This window comes from Arthrobacter sp. P1_D12 (assembly GCF_056406175.1).
Genome location: NZ_JBFUAR010000011.1, coordinates 18,759 through 34,666, shown reverse-complemented (window position 1 = coordinate 34,666; position 15,908 = coordinate 18,759). Strand labels below are relative to the sequence as shown.

The 15,908-nt window shown below is 60.2% G+C and carries 17 protein-coding genes; 14 read left to right on the top strand and 3 right to left on the bottom strand.

Annotated features, from left to right (window positions below; all coding sequences use genetic code 11):
• Positions 1 to 30 precede the first annotated feature (30 nt).
• Positions 31 to 546 (bottom strand): hypothetical protein, encoded by a 516-nt coding sequence (locus AC1DZV_RS09975; protein WP_476953599.1) that lies wholly within the window; start codon positions 544 to 546, stop codon positions 31 to 33.
• Positions 543 to 1,610, bottom strand: a complete 1,068-nt coding sequence (locus AC1DZV_RS09970) for a CHAP domain-containing protein (RefSeq protein ID WP_476953631.1) — start codon at positions 1,608 to 1,610, stop codon at positions 543 to 545. The genes AC1DZV_RS09975 and AC1DZV_RS09970 overlap by 4 nt, the downstream gene beginning before the upstream one ends.
• A 379-nt stretch (positions 1,611 to 1,989) precedes the next feature.
• Here AC1DZV_RS09970 and AC1DZV_RS09965 point away from each other — a divergent pair, with 379 nt between their 5' ends.
• From AC1DZV_RS09965 to AC1DZV_RS09910, 12 genes are all read left to right on the top strand, one after another.
• On the top strand, positions 1,990 to 2,556 hold the full coding sequence (locus tag AC1DZV_RS09965) for a hypothetical protein (RefSeq protein WP_476953598.1): 567 nt from the start codon (positions 1,990 to 1,992) through the stop codon (positions 2,554 to 2,556).
• Entirely contained in the window at positions 2,553 to 3,317 is a 765-nt protein-coding gene (locus AC1DZV_RS09960) for a hypothetical protein (RefSeq protein WP_476953597.1), read from the top strand. The genes AC1DZV_RS09965 and AC1DZV_RS09960 overlap by 4 nt, the downstream gene beginning before the upstream one ends.
• 11 nt (positions 3,318 to 3,328) lie before the next feature.
• Positions 3,329 to 3,637, top strand: coding sequence for a hypothetical protein (locus AC1DZV_RS09955; RefSeq protein ID WP_476953596.1), 309 nt, complete (start codon positions 3,329 to 3,331; stop codon positions 3,635 to 3,637).
• Between the two features lie 240 nt (positions 3,638 to 3,877).
• Positions 3,878 to 4,081: a hypothetical protein gene (locus AC1DZV_RS09950; RefSeq protein ID WP_243182081.1), complete on the top strand. Its 204-nt coding sequence runs from the start codon at positions 3,878 to 3,880 to the stop codon at positions 4,079 to 4,081.
• 210 nt (positions 4,082 to 4,291) lie between these two features.
• Entirely contained in the window at positions 4,292 to 6,073 is a 1,782-nt protein-coding gene (locus tag AC1DZV_RS09945; RefSeq protein ID WP_476953595.1) for a hypothetical protein, read from the top strand.
• Between the two features lie 254 nt (positions 6,074 to 6,327).
• On the top strand, positions 6,328 to 7,242 hold the full coding sequence (locus AC1DZV_RS09940) for a ParA family protein (protein WP_476953594.1): 915 nt from the start codon (positions 6,328 to 6,330) through the stop codon (positions 7,240 to 7,242).
• A complete protein-coding gene (locus AC1DZV_RS09935) occupies positions 7,239 to 7,607 on the top strand; it encodes a hypothetical protein (RefSeq protein WP_476953593.1) in 369 nt (122 codons plus the stop codon). Before AC1DZV_RS09940 ends, AC1DZV_RS09935 begins: the two co-directional genes overlap by 4 nt.
• Before the next feature lie 89 nt (positions 7,608 to 7,696).
• Positions 7,697 to 9,424 (top strand): hypothetical protein, encoded by a 1,728-nt coding sequence (locus tag AC1DZV_RS09930; protein ID WP_476953592.1) that lies wholly within the window; start codon positions 7,697 to 7,699, stop codon positions 9,422 to 9,424.
• A 195-nt stretch (positions 9,425 to 9,619) separates the two neighbouring features.
• The gene (locus AC1DZV_RS09925) at positions 9,620 to 10,168 is read left to right on the top strand and encodes a recombinase family protein (RefSeq protein ID WP_476953591.1); all 549 of its coding nucleotides are present in this window, start codon (positions 9,620 to 9,622) and stop codon (positions 10,166 to 10,168) included.
• Between the two features lie 270 nt (positions 10,169 to 10,438).
• Positions 10,439 to 11,398, top strand: coding sequence for a hypothetical protein (locus AC1DZV_RS09920; RefSeq protein ID WP_476953590.1), 960 nt, complete (start codon positions 10,439 to 10,441; stop codon positions 11,396 to 11,398).
• Between the two features lie 423 nt (positions 11,399 to 11,821).
• Positions 11,822 to 12,946 carry a DUF262 domain-containing protein gene (locus AC1DZV_RS09915; RefSeq protein ID WP_476953589.1) on the top strand — a complete coding sequence of 375 codons (1,125 nt, stop codon included), beginning with the start codon at positions 11,822 to 11,824 and terminating at the stop codon, positions 12,944 to 12,946.
• Positions 12,943 to 13,443 (top strand): HEPN domain-containing protein, encoded by a 501-nt coding sequence (locus tag AC1DZV_RS09910; RefSeq protein ID WP_476953588.1) that lies wholly within the window; start codon positions 12,943 to 12,945, stop codon positions 13,441 to 13,443. Before AC1DZV_RS09915 ends, AC1DZV_RS09910 begins: the two co-directional genes overlap by 4 nt.
• Before the next feature lie 420 nt (positions 13,444 to 13,863).
• Here AC1DZV_RS09910 and AC1DZV_RS09905 read toward each other — a convergent pair whose 3' ends face one another.
• A complete protein-coding gene (locus AC1DZV_RS09905) occupies positions 13,864 to 14,064 on the bottom strand; it encodes a hypothetical protein (protein ID WP_476953587.1) in 201 nt (66 codons plus the stop codon).
• 699 nt (positions 14,065 to 14,763) lie between these two features.
• Here AC1DZV_RS09905 and AC1DZV_RS09900 point away from each other — a divergent pair.
• Entirely contained in the window at positions 14,764 to 15,486 is a 723-nt protein-coding gene (locus tag AC1DZV_RS09900) for an AAA family ATPase (RefSeq protein WP_120949988.1), read from the top strand.
• Between the two features lie 49 nt (positions 15,487 to 15,535).
• A complete protein-coding gene (locus AC1DZV_RS09895; protein ID WP_476953586.1) occupies positions 15,536 to 15,838 on the top strand; it encodes an antibiotic biosynthesis monooxygenase family protein in 303 nt (100 codons plus the stop codon).
• The last annotated feature ends 70 nt before the right edge of the window (positions 15,839 to 15,908 follow it).

Sequence of the window (15,908 nt, the reverse complement as noted above, 5' to 3'; positions counted from 1 at the left end):
CTTACGTGTGTGAGATGGAGGGTGCGGCGTTTAGGACGAGGGCGGGGTGAGCCGGTTGACCTTCCACGGGGCGTCCTTGCCCGTGCGGAGCAGCTGCACCGTGTAGGTCCCGGCGTTGGTGGGGACCGCTGCCATGACGCCGAAGCCGTTGGCTTCATCGACGCTCAGGGTGGCGGGGCCGGTAACGCGGGATGCCGGGATGTTGGCCGGGTCCACTGCCGAGTAGTCGGCGGTGGCCTGCGGGGTCAGCCAGCGGGCCAGGTCATTGGCCCACTGCTTGTCCTCCATGGCGGGGCGGGCGAAGTCCGTCATAGCGTTCTCTGCGGCGTCCATGGCCTCGTCCTTGCTGGCCTGATCCCAGGTAATGCCGATGGTGGCGGGGATAGTGCCGCCCGGTGCCTGGGGTCCGCTGTTGGCGCTCAGTGAGACCGGCGCGGACGCTGTGGGCTGGCTGGTTGATTCCGCCGGTGCCGGCGTCGTGTTCGCCACCGGTGCGCAGGACGCGCAGAGCAGCGCCACGGCGAGCAGGGTCATGGGCTTTTTCACTTTTTCTCCTCTTGGGTGGGCAGGTACAGGAAGGCTGAGGGGACGGCGTTGTTGACTGTCCGGGTGTAGTAGCTGTGGTCCGCCGGGGCCGGGTTGCCGTTGTAGCCCTCTTCGACGTAGGTCCCCTTGTCCTTGACTTCCTTGACCACCGCGACGTGGCCGAAGTTCGGGTCCGCTCCCCCGGCTCCCGACGCGTACCAGACAACGGCGCCGACCCGGGGTGTGCTGCCGGCGTCCCAGCCCTTGGCATCCCAGCCGGCCTTCCACGTCAGGGCCGAACCGAGGCCCTGCCCGTCCGGGCGGAAGGTGCTGTTGAGGAACTTGAACGGTGCCCTGCTTGAGCCCATCTGCTGGTTCACCCGCCACAGGGCGAAGTCCACGCACTCGCGGTAGTACATGCCCAGCGGTGAGGTGCTGGCTGTGCTCGCGCCGACCTGCAACCAGGTCGGGGAGTTCTTCCACGGGTAGTCATCCCCCGCGCCGGGTTGTCCCGGGATGGCGCAGTCGCTGCCTTGCAGGGAGAACTTCGAGCTCGAGAGCGCCTGAACGATTTTGACGGCCTCGGGCCAGTACTTCTGGTAGTGGTACGGGTCGGCGTTGCGCTGGACCTTGTTACCGGCAATGGTCGGTTCCAACAGCTCCCAGCCGGCAGCGGCCCGCAGGGCCTTGATGAAGTTGGTCGCGCTCGTGGTGGGGTCCATGCGGTCTGCGTAGGACCCCCACGCGCCGTTGTCGCGCTGCTGGAACAACCCCCGGGAGTCCGGACCGGCACCGTCGCCGTTGTCCAGCACACGCAACCCCGACTCCCCCAGGGCCACCATGACGCTGATCATCTGGCCGTTTACCGACAAGTCCAGTGCCTTGCCGGCGCCCATGATGGCTGCGGCGTTCTTCAGCTGCTCCTGGGTGTACCCCTCAACCTTGGTGCTGCCGTCAATGACGACGGAAACGGCCGGACCACAGTCAGCAGCAGCAGGTTTCGCGGGGGCCAGCAACAGGAGCATGGAGAAGATCAGGCCGATCAGCACCATGGGTGCTGCGACGGCGGCGCCAGTGCTGAGCATCTTGGACGGCTTCACGCTTCCCCCTGCGCTTCTGTGCTGTGTTGCATTGCTGTCATGTCTGGTAGGCGGGCCCCGGCTAAACTCGATCCCAGAAGCTACGCTGGATTAATACAAATTTTGAAATATCGAAGATTGTTTAATTATTGGGTCAAACCTAGCAGGTATTGATCATCCGCGCTTGTCTATGCCCTTTGCCTAAGGAGTGTCCGTGCCTGTCTCAGCCGCCGAATTTCGGGAGTGGTTGGAAGGGCGATCCCTCAGCCCTTCCCCGACTGCGCTGAGTGCTTTGACCGGAATAAATCGGGGCACTCTAAACAATCAGCTCAGGCGTGGAAATGTTGCCGAGTCCACGGTGATTGCCATCGCCAGGGCTACCGGCATGAACGTAATCGATGCGCTCAGCGTTTTTAGCCCCTACAGGATCATTAAGTCCCGGCCCATAGAGCCCTCCGCCGCAGAGGTCCTGAGCCAGATCCACCACGCAGACCTGATGGCTGAGCTGCAGTTTCGCACCTCTCGAAAGCACTATCCCCGTGAGATGCGCAAGGGTATCGACCTCATTGCTTTTCCCCATGACGGTTCTGTCCGGGCGTGGATCGACGCCATGGACCCAGGAGACATCCGCCAGAAGATGTCCCAGGACACGGGCATGGCACTTACCTATATCGCCACACAGCTCACCGAGAACAAGCTCAATCCCCACCTGGCCATCGCGGCGTCCCGGGCCGGTGGAGGCTCGTATGCGGCCGGCCTTGTGGTGACTGAATTGATCACGCCGGCCGAGGGAGGGTGGCAGATCCGGGCACGCGAGGATGAGCTGCTTGAAGTTTCTGACGATGTCTTGGTCGAGGCCATTTCTTCCCGCATTCATCTCCTGCAGAGGCGTGTGAAGCAGCGGAAGGAAGCCCGCGAATACGCGGAGAAAATGACGGAACTCCTGGGATGAACCCGCTCACCGTCGTCCCGGTAAGCCTGATGCTCATTCTCCTGGGCAGCCTGACGTTCAAACGCATCAATACCCCTGTGCTGGGACACCAGCACGCACTGCAGGGAAAAGCCAGCAGCATTGCCCTTTCGGGTATTTTCCTGACCCTGGCCTATCTGCTGCTCCTGCCCCCGGTCTACATGGGTATGGAGTCGCTCATGCCGTTGACCAATGGCACCGACCTGATATCCAAATACTTTGCCCTCGTGGCCGTCGCGTTCCTGGGCGGCCACCTCAGCATTGCCTACGGCTCACCGCTTGCGCGCCGGTGGACTGTCGGGGCGCCAGGGGCGACCACGCTGGGGATCATCTCCACGGGCCTGCTGGGGACCCTTCTGGCGACCGAAGCCCCGAACCCGTCCCCGCAGCTGCTGGATTACGCTGCGCAGCCGAGCGTGCGCCTGAATACCTGGCTCGTGCTGGCCTACGTCGCCTACATCGTCGCCCCCCTCATCGGGCCCGCCTACAAGGACTCCCGCAAGAATCCCCTCCGGGTCGGCCGGCTCGCGTCCGGGCTTATTGCGGCCGGCTTTGCGCTGTCACTGATGCGCGCCTTGACCTATCCGGTCGAGTTGAGCGCGACCGGGGACGTCACCTACCTCTTCATGATTGTTTCCTACATCTCCACGGCCTTCGTGGTGATAGGTCTGGCACTCTTCGCCTACGCCCGGAAGAACCGCACACCGCAGACCGAGCTTCGCTCGGCTCTCTCGATCGACTAGAAGGCTGGCTCATGAATCCCACGCCGCAAGACGCCCAACTAGCCGTCAAACGCGTCCTCGCCAAGGTCCACAAAGAAAACGAAGCCGCCTACCGGGTCATCTTCGAAGCAGTGAAAATCTGCATCGTCTCCGGGATGAATCGACGGGAAGCCGCTAGATTCCTTGGCGTGCAGGCTCGACGAATCGACCGCCGCGGACAGTACTTCCGATCACTCCTGGGAACTAGGAACCTGTTCCATGGCACCGTGAACTCCGGCGCCGGCTCATCGGCCGATGCTGCCGAGGTCGAAGCCGTCGTTCGGCGGGCCTGGAAGCGCTAATCTCGAAACCGCAGCTTGTTCCATAACTAAAATCTTTTGAGTTTGTGACATATTGGAACCATGCCACTGTCAACGTCTTGCAGCCCACCCGCGAACCCGGGCCCGCACGGGAATAGCGCGGTCGACCTGCGGGAACGACCGCGTGGAGATTGGTGCGACACGGCAGTGACATCCCACTTAAGGGAACCTGATTCAGGTTCCATGGAGAATGTCCATGGAAAACCAAGGAATGAGGACACCATGCCACAGCCCTTCAAGGGAGACCGCCGGAACATCACCGTGCGGATGCAGGCTGCTGATGCCCAGAAGCTGCAAGCATTCTCGGACATTACCGGCGACTCCAAGAGCGACGTTGTTGCTCGCCTGGTGATCGACTTCCTAAAGACCATCGACTTCGACAGCATCTCTGGCCAGGAGGCCCTGCCTATCGCTAAGGCCAGTTAAAAAACTGAAGGCCCGCTTTCGCGGGCCTTCAAAAAGTATGACGTTCAGATCCACATCTTGGCGGATCAGCGATCTGAACTTATCAAGCTCCCCGTGAGGGGCGCTCCATTTGCTATACCCCGAAGGGACTAGCTGTTGTCTATGGTACCTGTAGCGCCCGTGTCGTCAACATCCGACGCACTACAGACGGCGCGTCAAGTCACGCCCGAAATGACATGGGCACTTGCTCCGTTGATCGCCGGCGCACCTACGTACCGCTTGGGACGCTGGATCGGCGGTCGCTTCCAGTACCCGCGGCCGCAGAACCCGCCCCTGATAACTGCGACGTTGCCGACACGGCCGGCGGCCGTCCTCATCCACGGTGCAGACGGCTCGGTGGCTACGCTCTGCCTTGACCTGGACACCTCCAAGGCTCTGCAGGGCGTCGTCGATGACGACGCCAAACGCCTCGGGGAACTCTTTGAGAGCTGCGGTGTCCGCTACGTCGAGGACTTCTCCCCCAGCGGCGGACGTCACCTCTATATCCCGCTCGCAGAAAGCTTGAGCGGCCCGGAGGCCCGGGAACTCGTCGAAGCCATGACTCTCCTGGCTCCGAGTCTCGATCCGAGTCCGCACCAGAACGTCACCGACGGCTGTATCCGGGTTCCGGGCTCCGTGCATAAGTCCGGTGGTCACCAGATCCTGACCACTCCCCTGGCTATCGCCTACGACATCCTGCGCCGTCGTAATCACTCCAGGGCTGTTACTGCGCTCCGGCGGGCTCTGTCGCCCGAGCTCCAGCGCGCCCGCGAACTGAAGGACCGCACGGCCAAAATGGCGGCCACCGCTACGGCGCACGGTATCCGCCCCACTCACTTCGTCGGGAGCCAATCCCCCTTGCGCGTGCTGGCCCGTACCGGGCTGTACGACACGACCAGGTACGCCAGCCCGTCAGAGGCCCGCATGGCGGTCCTGAACCACTTCGCCGCCTGTGGCTGGACTTTGGCTCAGGTCCGCCTCGAGCTGGGCGGCCAGTTCCCCGGCCTCGCAGCCCTCTACACCAACACCGACCGACAGGAACGCCTGCTCGACGCAGAGTGGGCCGAGGCCCACCGCTGGATCCAAAAACGGGGAACCCAGCTAACAGGCAAAAGGACTACCCGTATTAACGACACAAGCCCCCCAGAACCCACAGGGGGGGCCAGCAGAACCAGCAGCAAAGCTGGTGCACACCAGCTCGTGAACGATCTTGAAAATGTCCTCTACGCGGTCCTGGACCACAGACTGAAAGAACGCGGCCGCGAGGGCCTGAGCCTGCGCCTGCTGCTCAGGGCAGTGCTCGGCTACATGCGGACCATGGAGACCGATCTGCTGGACATAGGATGCCGTACCTTCGCTACCGCATTGGGCAAACACCACGGAACCATCTCCAGACTGCTCCCTATGCTTCAGCAAGCTTCAGACGGCATCTTGACCAAAGTCTCCGATGCCCGCGGCCGCAACGCTGACGTCTACCTGATCCAGCTCCCTCCTCACTTTGAACAACTCGCACGGGAACTCTCCTGGCGCAGCGGGAAAATCCATGGCATCCGCCCCGTTTTCCGCGCCCTTGGCGATGTCGCTGCCCTCGTCTACGAATCCATCGAACGCGGACGCCTCTCCCCCACCACAGCAGCAATCGTCCGTTCCACAGGACTCAGCCGTACAGCCGTCGAGACGGCCCTAGGCGCCATGAGCAGCTACAACATGATCGAACGTCGGTACGGGCAATGGAGAATTACGGCCGGGACCAGCCTGACGGCGCTAGCCCGCCGGCTCGGGGCACTTGAAGATGCTGCCGAGCAGATCAGCCGCCATCGAAAGCAGCGCGCTGCCTGGCACGCATGGCTCGACCGAAACCTGGTACGTGAACTTGCAGAACTCGAAGTGGGAGACCCCGACTTGGACCTGTACTGGATCCCTCCCTCAGAAAGCGAACTGGATTGGGGCGGGACGTTGTGGCGTGTGGCATGACGCTGCGCCGGGAGCAAACGTCGGGAAGTATTTGCGTGCCCGGATGTGGCAGGTTTGCTGGGTTTGCTGGGTTTGCTGGGTTTGCTTGTAAAGCAAGTGAACTCAGCAAACAAAGTGATTAAGTATTCACTTTCTTCACTTGGTTCACTTGGTTCGCTGGATTCACAAGTTAAGAAAGTGAAGACACGGAACCCAGCTTCACAAGTAAAGCCAGTGTTGCTGGCTACGCTGGAATCACTTTGGAAGGGGATTTGATGAAACACGATCTGGACCGCGGTGCCCTAAGCCGCGTTATCGCGGTAATCAACGGCAAAGGCGGGGTCTTCAAGACCAGCCTGGTGGCCAACGTAGGTGGACTCCTCGCCGAAGGCGGATCGCGTGTGCTCCTCGTGGATCTCGACCCTCAAGGAAACCTCGCCGAGGACCTTGGCTACGCCGACCAAGGTGACGGCGGCAGAAGTCTGGCGGCTTCGCTATGTTTCGGGGGAGAACCCGACCTGCTGACCGGCGTCCGACCCAACATGGATGTCATTGCCGGCGGCCCCCATCTCGACGATGCTGCGGCATTCCTTGGAGCCAAAGCCCAGAAGGATCGTGACGCTGCGCAGCTGGCTTTGGCCAAACTGCTTGCCAGCGTCGCGGGGGAGTACGATCTGGTCCTGCTGGACTGCCCGCCCGGAAATGAGCCTCTGCAGGCTGCCGCGGTAGCTGCCGCCCGCTACGCACTGGTACCGCTGAAGACAGATATGTCCAGCCGTAAGGGTGTCGCCGCCGTCGCGGCACGAATGGACAGCGTCGTCGGCCTCAATCCCTCTCTGGACCTACTGGGCGTCGTCCTCGTCGGTACCGGTACGAATTCCAAGCAGGTTCACAAGGTCACCCGCGACCACCTCACCGCCGACTTTGGGACAGACGAAGTGTTGTTCCCGATGAGCATCCGCCACGCGGAGGCCACTGCCCAGGCGTGCCGTGAGCGTGGATTGCTGGCCCACGAGCTCGAGCGGGAACTCAGCAAGGGACCGAAATGGTGGGAGGTCCTGCGCGGTGAAGCAAAGGCCGGCAATGCCGGGCCAAAGTCGGCTTCCAGCGTGGCCGAAGACCTCCACGCAGTCGCCATGGAAGTGACCCGTCGCATCGCCGTCGCAGAATCCCAGGAGGTCAACGCGTGAGCGCCGAACCAACACCCAGCCGGCCCGCACTCGGTTTGCCCCCGCGCCGCACGCCAGCGCCGGCCGCCGAGGCGCCGCTGGCACGGATGCTCCCCGGACACCGGCCGGAGACACCAAAGAAGGCTGAACCCAAAGAAACCGAAACAGCGAATATGACGGTGAGCATCCCCACCGCGCTGCGGCACCGGGCGCGGGCCGCGTACCGCGCGACTAGCTACGCCGAAGGGGATAACACTTGGAGTCACTTCGTGACGAAAGCGATCGAAGCAGAGACGGCCCGCCGCGAAGCCGAACACAATGACGGTGCGATGTACCCGTCCTGGGGTGAAAATCTTCCCGGCGGCAGGCGACTCAAAGACAGCTGAAGCAGCACAGCCTGACCATATACAGCCCGCTAACCGGCAGTCACTGGTTGCGACTGGAGCCTTCAGTACCAACCTAAGTAGGAGCTCACGTGCTGTCGTCAAAAATCAACTGGCGAACCATCACTGAAGTTGATTTCAACGAAATCACTGAATCACTGATCGTCCGCGACCGAACAAAGGATGGTCTAGTAGCCCAAGCAGTTGACGGGCGGGGCGGAGACGGTGGGACCGACATCGACGTAAGGGTAGAACGAACGGGCCAAATTACAGAGATTCTCCAACTTAAGTGGTTCCCGGAGGGCTTTTCCAACAGGTTTAGCGCCCGCAAGACGCAAATAAAACACTCGTTTGAGGCTGCGATGGCCAACAATCCGCCGGTTTGGACACTCGTGGTCCCCGCAAACTTAACGCCAAACGAGCGCAAGTCCGTCTGGGCTATGGCCAAAGGCCGGAAAGTGATTATCCGGTTCGTCGATGCGACAAAACTCAACCTTCTACTTGCCGAGCATCCGAACGTTCACGATTGGGCGACCCGAGACGCAGGGCTGGATGCGCTTTCCCGGGTAGGCAGGGAGCAGGCAGTGCTTGCAAAGCCGGGAGACCTGGCTGCAGAAGCCCTTCGGCTAGATAGTCAGGCCGACGGTACCAGCGCCTATTGGGGCAGGAGCTGGTCGGTAAAGGCAGGCGTGGTCACAGAGGAGTTGTACGCGAAAAGGACAGACTCCTCTGAGCGGGAACCGCTTTCCTTCGTCGTTGAAACCGCGTTCGGTCCGGATGATGCCGAACTGCGGCAGAACTTTGAAGACTCCCTTGGCTACGGCTTGATAAAGCCCTTGGTTTTGCCCGACCACGTTGTCACATCATTTACCAAAGTCGGCCCCCAATGGTTTGCCGGCGAAGCGGGCCCTGCCGAGCTTCAACTGCTCCCGGCTGAGTCTTCACGAAAAGACCTCAAGATCACGGCAACTTCATTCGACGCTGAGGATCGGAGGATCAGTAGCATCTCTGGACGGACTTCGCGCGTTACTTCAGGAACAGAGGGAGGCAGCCTTCTATGCCAATTTGTTGGAGGCCTCAGTCAGCGGTGGCGGTTCCCCCTTGACCTCGCCGAGCCAGGGACTGTTGATATTAGTTTCAAGCCGGCGGGTTTCGCTGCGCGCGACATACAGAAAACAATGACGTTTCTGGAATCTCTATCGCACGCCAAGAAGATCTCCCTCACGTTGGACGGTAAGACCACCAACTTGGGAGTTCCTGAACTCGCCTCCGCGTACACTCCGGAACCCGCAGTGCGGGAGCTTATTGATGACCTTGCCTTCCTAGAGACCCATCTCAACGTGGCGTTTGAATTCCCCGACGAACTACCGACAGCTCTTCAGCGTGTCTGGATCCGGGTAACCCGCAAAATGCTGGAAGGTCGCTGTGTGGCGCTTCCCGATGCACACGGGTTCAACATCACTTTGAACGGAAAGAGGGAAATTGAAGACTCCGGCATTTTCGGCGAAGGAGTCGCGTTGTTTATTGGGAACGATGAGTGGGCGATAGATGTCCTCGGTGAAGAACTCTTCGTGGGGAGTATGGGCATTTACCATGCCCATGCGCGTGCGGATGGGTCCGCGGGGCATCTGAAGGCGCTACGTGCTGGCAAGGGAGCCGGACGGAAAGTCCACCTGCGCCCTGCCGACAATGCACCCTTCCGTATCTACAGCCCCTCCAGGATGAATCCCGAGGACCAGGTAATCGCAGAACCGTGGGGTCTGCACGGAATACCGGAGCACAGAAACTTCGGCAAGCTACTACCAGCTGACCCGCGCTAATCCCTTGTCCCACATCCTCAACTCAGTCTCACAAACGATCGATTACTGAGACGGTCGGGCGGTTCTTCAGAGCGCGTCAGGAGTATCGAGGATCTCGCGGTTCGACACGCCCCTCCACTGTCTCAGAATGCCGTCCAACAACAGGTAGTCTCACAATGGCAAATTGCTTGGCATTTAGAGAATAGCGGGGCGGCCATGGCTGTGATCGGGTACGCGAGGGTTTCCACTACGGAACAGAACCTTGATTTGCAGCTCACTGCGCTCAAGTCCGCCGGCGCAGCCCGGACCTTTGCCGATAGCGGTGTCAGCGGTTCAACGATTGAACGCCCTCAGCTGTCCAAAGCTCTGGACCGGCTGGAGGCCGGCGACGTACTCACCGTGTGGAAGCTCGACCGCTTAGGCCGCAACACCCGCCACGTCCTGGATATCATCGAGAACATCCGGGAACAGGGCGCAGGGTTCCGATCCTTGACCGAAGGGCTGGACACTACCGGGCCTATGGGAACCGCGATGCTGACGATCATGGCCGCGTTCGCTCAGCTGGAGCGCGACACGATGATCGAACGCACCAGGGCCGGCCTCGCTGCAGCCGCGGCCAACAATCGCCACGGCGGCAGGCCCCGCAAAGTAGACGACGCCGCCACTGCCAGAGCCAGGGAGCTCAAAGGCAAAGGCATCAGCGCCACGGACATCGGCAAGATGCTTGGAGTCTCCCGCGCAACGGTCTACCGGTACCTTCTCTAGGCAGTATGGAGAGCAGCCCCGGCGATGAGAACGCGGGTCGAGCCTTGAGGTGGTGGGCTGGCCGAGTCTCTCTCGCCAAACTTGACGATCCGTGCTGTCCTTCGCTACCTCAAACTCCAGGCCATGACCTTTCCCAGCGGTCCAGGCAACACCCACCCGGGGCCCGCCTGCCGCGGTGGATACAGCGTAGATCGCTCACGAGGCGGCAACATCGAGCAGTAGTTAGTAGCCGAATGAGCCCGCAATGCAGGCCTGCATATACTCACTCATGTGAATAACCTGGGCATCGATAAAACGGTGCAAGACGACATCGACGTAGGGCCGAAGAGACGCCTGCCCAACTGGCTGTACTGGGGCGCAACCTTCTACGCAGTGGCGCTGCTTCTCGTGATCAGCATCGAAGCTGTTTGTCTACTCTTTCTCTGGCGACCGTACGATGACTGGGTTTCATTTGGTGCACGTTTCGTGACGAGCCCGGCCGTCGGTGGCTTTGCTGCAGTAGTTGCCGCGGTAATCGGCGCAAACGCCCTGGCACGGCAGCTCTCTCACGCCAAGGAGAAAGCAGCCGATGAAGCGTGGTGGGAGCAATTCGAGTGGGTGACAGATCGAGTTATGCCCCAGGATGGATCCGATTCCAAGCTGGCAAGACCCCTCGCCGTCGACCTGCTGACGTCCCTAGTGAAATCGGCAAGGGCTTCATTCCAAAAAGATGCGGTAGGCGGGATCATGGATCACCATCTCAGTCCTTCGGGCCCCGCAGAGGAAGCCTCATCGCAGCAACCAGCCATAGATGAGAAGGAAGCCAGCTCTCTTCGCAACTTCGTTAAGGCTTCAAAAAACTCTCCCAGAGCTGCCACGCCGGCATTGAGAGCACTCGCAGCTTTCGACTACGAAGCTCGGGGTATAGAGGGGCTAATTGGTCTAGGACTAGATGTTGTCGCCCGCAGTAACGGTTTCCCGGACGCCATACTCACCAGTGGAAAAAAGAAGATTGGACTCGAGTTCCGGCTGTCAGGCGCTTCGGCCGGAACTTGGGGAAAGCTAGCCCGCTCTATGGCTGACCTGAGTGCCCGGGCTGGTGCAGAAAAGTGTCTGTTTATCACTGATGCTGAATTGTCGCCCAGATCCCTGGAAGCAATTGCAGCTGAAGGAGCGTCGATTGTGGTCTGGAATCAGGACACCGGGGCTGAGGAGCTCAAGCGACTCGTTCAGAAGGTTGTTGATGAGTAGCGATCCATTGCATGACGTTGGTGCAGGCATGGAGATGACTACCCAAGAGGCCGCTGCGTACCTCAGCGGACCAGTCGGCTACACCATCAGTCCTAGAGTCATGTACGGACTCAAATCGTTCGGACTAGGACCCATCGTTGAGAAACGAGGGTCAAGGGCGGACAAGGGCAGGCCACGAGCGACTCCTGAGCCTTGGCGCACTACAAATAATCGATCGTTCTTGCGAAGCTGTTTCTGCGGTGGGTTACACGCCATCCTGTGCAATCCGTTGAAGGACCCGGCCGGCATGCTTCAGGGCATCCTGGATATTTGAGGTCTTTATGCGGTCGCCGCCGACTTCCCGCAATGCCAGCTCGTTCCTACGGAATCAACCACCACGTCGCTCGTTCGGTTGCATCAACTCAGCGATATAGGCTGTCCGGTATGACCGACGCTTGGACCATAGACGACCCCGAACAGCTCTCCGATTTTGAACTTAGCATCGAGGAACAATCAGATCTGGTTGAGGCCGAGGCGGAAGTTGCAAGCGTCAGTTACTCCGGACAAGACTTCGACATCGACGGTCTGGTTCGACGGCTCAACAATGGCGATATCAAGATCCCGCAGTTCGGTCACGAGGATCCCGGTATTGACTCGGCCGGCTTTCAGAGGAGCTTTGTGTGGAACCGCTCTCAAATGGACAGGTTCCTGGAATCACTTCTGCTGGGCTACCCGATCCCAGGCATCTTTCTTGTGCGGCAAACGGACAACGTGTTCCTCGTGCTGGACGGCCAACAACGGCTCCGCACGCTGCAACACTTCTATAGCGGCATATTCAAAGACCGCACGTTTGCGCTTAAGAACGTGGCTGCGAAGTTTGAAGGCATGACATACAAGAGTCTTCCACCCGAACTTCGCCGGTCCCTGGACAACGCTTTCATTCAGGCTACTATCGTGGCGGTTTCTGGAGACTCGGAAAATCTCGATGCCATCTACCAGATTTTCGAGCGACTCAACTCTGGCGGGACACAGCTGACGGCCCATGAAATCCGTGTCGCATTGTTCGCAGGACAGTTCATCGACTATCTGCAAGATCTCAATTGCGACGACAACTGGCGCGCACTCTACGGCCCCCCAAACCAACGTATCCGCGACCAGGAGCTGGTGGCTCGAATCTTGGCTATGTATGTCGACGTGGATGAGTATGCTCGCCCGCAGAAGACATTCCTGAACACTTTTGTTGGTAGCAACCGAAAATCTACGCGTCCTGAAGTGTTGGAAGCAGGCCGTCTCTTTCGGGCGGCGGCAAAACTAATCAACGAGGCGGAGGGAGCCCCGGCTCTGCGCCGTGCATCACGCCAAGTCAACAACGCGTGGACGGATGCCTTGTTCGTGGGTGTGATGCGTCGTCTGTCCCAAGCGCCTCTCACTACTGAGGAATTCAGCGACGTACACCAACATCTTCGTGAAGACCCGACATTTCAGAAGTTTGTTACCGGCCCCAGTGCAGATGAGGAACTAGTGCGAGGTCGAATTGCGGCAGCAATCAAGGCCTTTTGCGCGGTATGACCACGCCCACTCGCTGGCCATCCGTCGAACTCGAAAATAGCAGGCGAAAGCTACTCGCTCTCCGAGAACTGGTGAATGGACTAGTTGTTGACGGCACAGGCGCAGATGTGGAACTGGCGAGATTCCTCGTTGTGCGCTCCTGCGGTCACGTCGAGTTCTCGTTCGATGAATCCATCGCAAGTTTTGTTTCCGCCCACTCCAGGCTTAACGTCGCGTCATACGTCCGAGGCGGTCTCTTCCGCGGCCGAAATCCGAAGTCGGGAACAATGCTCGAAGTACTTCGCCGATTCGATTCGGAGTGGGCAGCGGACTTTGAGAGTTTCATCGGGCAGGATCTCGGCCTCTACCAACGTGAGCTCGACTTTCTTGTCGATCGACGCAACAAGATAGCCCACGGCCAAAGCGAGGGAGTCACACGGAGGAAAGCTCTGGATTTGTGTGACTACGCAGTAGACATCGCAGACTGGCTCGTCGATTGCTTCGACCCGAAGAAGTAGGATCCAGACAAGATTCGGCTCGAGAACAGGATGACCCCCCTCAGCCCCGACCAGCTCCGTCAAGTCGCTGAAGCCCGGATACATCCCGAGAACCGGGGCCGGGCACCACGACGCTGAGTCCTAGCAAGCGGAGCCCGGCTGAGGTCGGCCCACCCCGTGCTGGGTCGGGGAACAATCACTCAGCGGGTTGCATGGGGGCCAGTGATCCATACCCTTTGGGGGACGGGCGGGGGAGTGAGGCCGTTACGTCCTCACCCCCACCGTCCCGTAGGGCCACTGCTTGCCCTACCAGCGCGGGTTCCGTCCGGTGAATGACTTGGGGAACCCTTCTTCCGGCTCCGCGTACTGAGCCTTACCTCCACAGGGCCGGAACGTGACGAGCCGCGTAACTGATGCGGCCTGCCCGGCAAGCGACCGGAGTCAGCGCAGCGGAAACCTGAAATCCATGCCGTAATGAACGGCATGTGCCCATGCCCGCAACGTTGATTCCGACAAGGACAGGCTGATCTCCTCCGCCTCGTGCCTGGCAACGGCCATGATGTGAGATACCGGCTCACCTTCCAGCACTCCTACCCTCGCGGTCATCCGGGCGAGGTCCAACCTGGTGTTCTCTGAGTTCACGGCAATGTCCTTCTGCTCTCGATTGATCTGTCCTGACGAAGGTAAAGCCAAATCCCGACGCCGTGGGGGACGGGGGCCGAGTCCTGATAAGCGGCACCCAGGGAGAAACATGCTCGCAGGGCTCGCACTGATAAAGGGCGTCCGCTTCGCGGCCGGCTGTTGGGCGCTGCCGGTCCGTCGCATTCCGCGCGCCGGACTGACCGAAGCGGACGAAGCCGACGCGTACCACCAGCTATCCCTGCTCGGTTCTACGGTCAGTCCCGATGATGCCGTGTTAATGCAGTATCGGACGGAACAGTTGACGGAGTGGGTCAACGTCGAGGGCGCGCTTGCTGACCTTGACGTAGGGCATTGCGTTGGGCGGTCAGGTCCTGGTCGTTCGTTGAGACTTGGGCAAGCCGATCTTCATGAGGGCATAGTTGCAGTAATCCCCCCATCACCGTGCATTTCATCGTGCGGGTCTTACGTACGTAGCCTGAATCAGCAACTGCGCGGGCTGTGCCGCCGGGTTTCCGTAGCACGGTAATCGACCGGCTTACGGGCAAGTCTGTACGGACGGGGTGCGAGACATTATTCGCTGTGTTTCGAGGGTGATGGGTGCCCGGAGGGGTGCCGTCGATGGTTCGGGGCACTTCTTGCCTCCCGTTCACCCCCTCTCCGTTGGGGGAAGACGGCGAGAGGTGCCTGTAAGAATGGGGCATGCCTCCACATAATTTCCCGATCAGACGGGTGGCTGAAGACCCGGCCCACCTTCTCGGCCGCGGTCGGTGGCCGGGTGCCCTGGCCCCTGTCGCCCAGGTTCTCGACCAGGGGCTCGATCTGACTCCGGCCACTATCTTCGTCGGTGAAAATGGGTCGGGAAAATCCACTCTCGTGGAAGCCATCGCGCTGGCTTATGGATTGTCTCCTGAAGGCGGATCTACAGGGGCCCGCCACAGCACCAGATCTACCGAATCCATCCTTGCCGATCACTTGCAGCTCGTCCGGAACGCCGGTGCCACAAGACGCGGCTACTTCCTGCGGGCGGAGACAATGCACGGCTTCTTCACTTACCTCGAGAAGAACCCGAGCACGTCGGGTCCGGACATTTCGTTCCACGACATGTCACACGGCGAATCGTTCTTGGAACTGGCGGTGGATCGTTTCCGAGGACGTGGATTGTGGGTGCTCGATGAACCGGAATCGGCGCTCTCCTTCGCCGGATGCCTCAGCCTCCTCACTGTCTTGAAAGATCTCCTCGCCGAAGGCTCCTCACAGGTCATCATGTCAACACACTCGCCTGTCCTCGCAGCACTTCCGGGCGCGCAGATTCTCGAAGTCGGCCCGTGGGGACTTCGGCAGCAGAAATGGTCCGACCTCGATCTGGTTTCCAACTGGCGGTCGTTCCTGGACTCGCCTGAAAGATACCTGCGCCACCTTTAGGGAAGTCCCGGTCAGGGATCCCTCTGCGGGAATCTGCGAGACTTGCCCGATGATTACCGAACACGCGCTGCTTCCCGTCATTTCCGGCCAGGAAGAATATTTTGAGGCAGCATTCGACCGCGCTCGTTTGATTATTGCGTCGATGCCCGGCTTCGTCTCGTTGTCGCTCTCGCGCTCGATCGAGACCCCCAACACGTACCTACTTCTCGTGCAGTGGGACAGTTTGGAGGACCACACCGTTGGCTTCAGGGGATCCCAGCAGTATCAGGAGTGGCGGGAGCTTCTGCACAAGTTTTACGAGCCGTTTCCGTTGGTCGAACACTACGAGCTCGTGAGCTCAGCTCCTCAGTAGAGCGCGCCTAGCGTGGGCGGCACCCCGGAAGGGGATCCTCAAACGGGGTAGCCGCGGCGCATGCCATCCT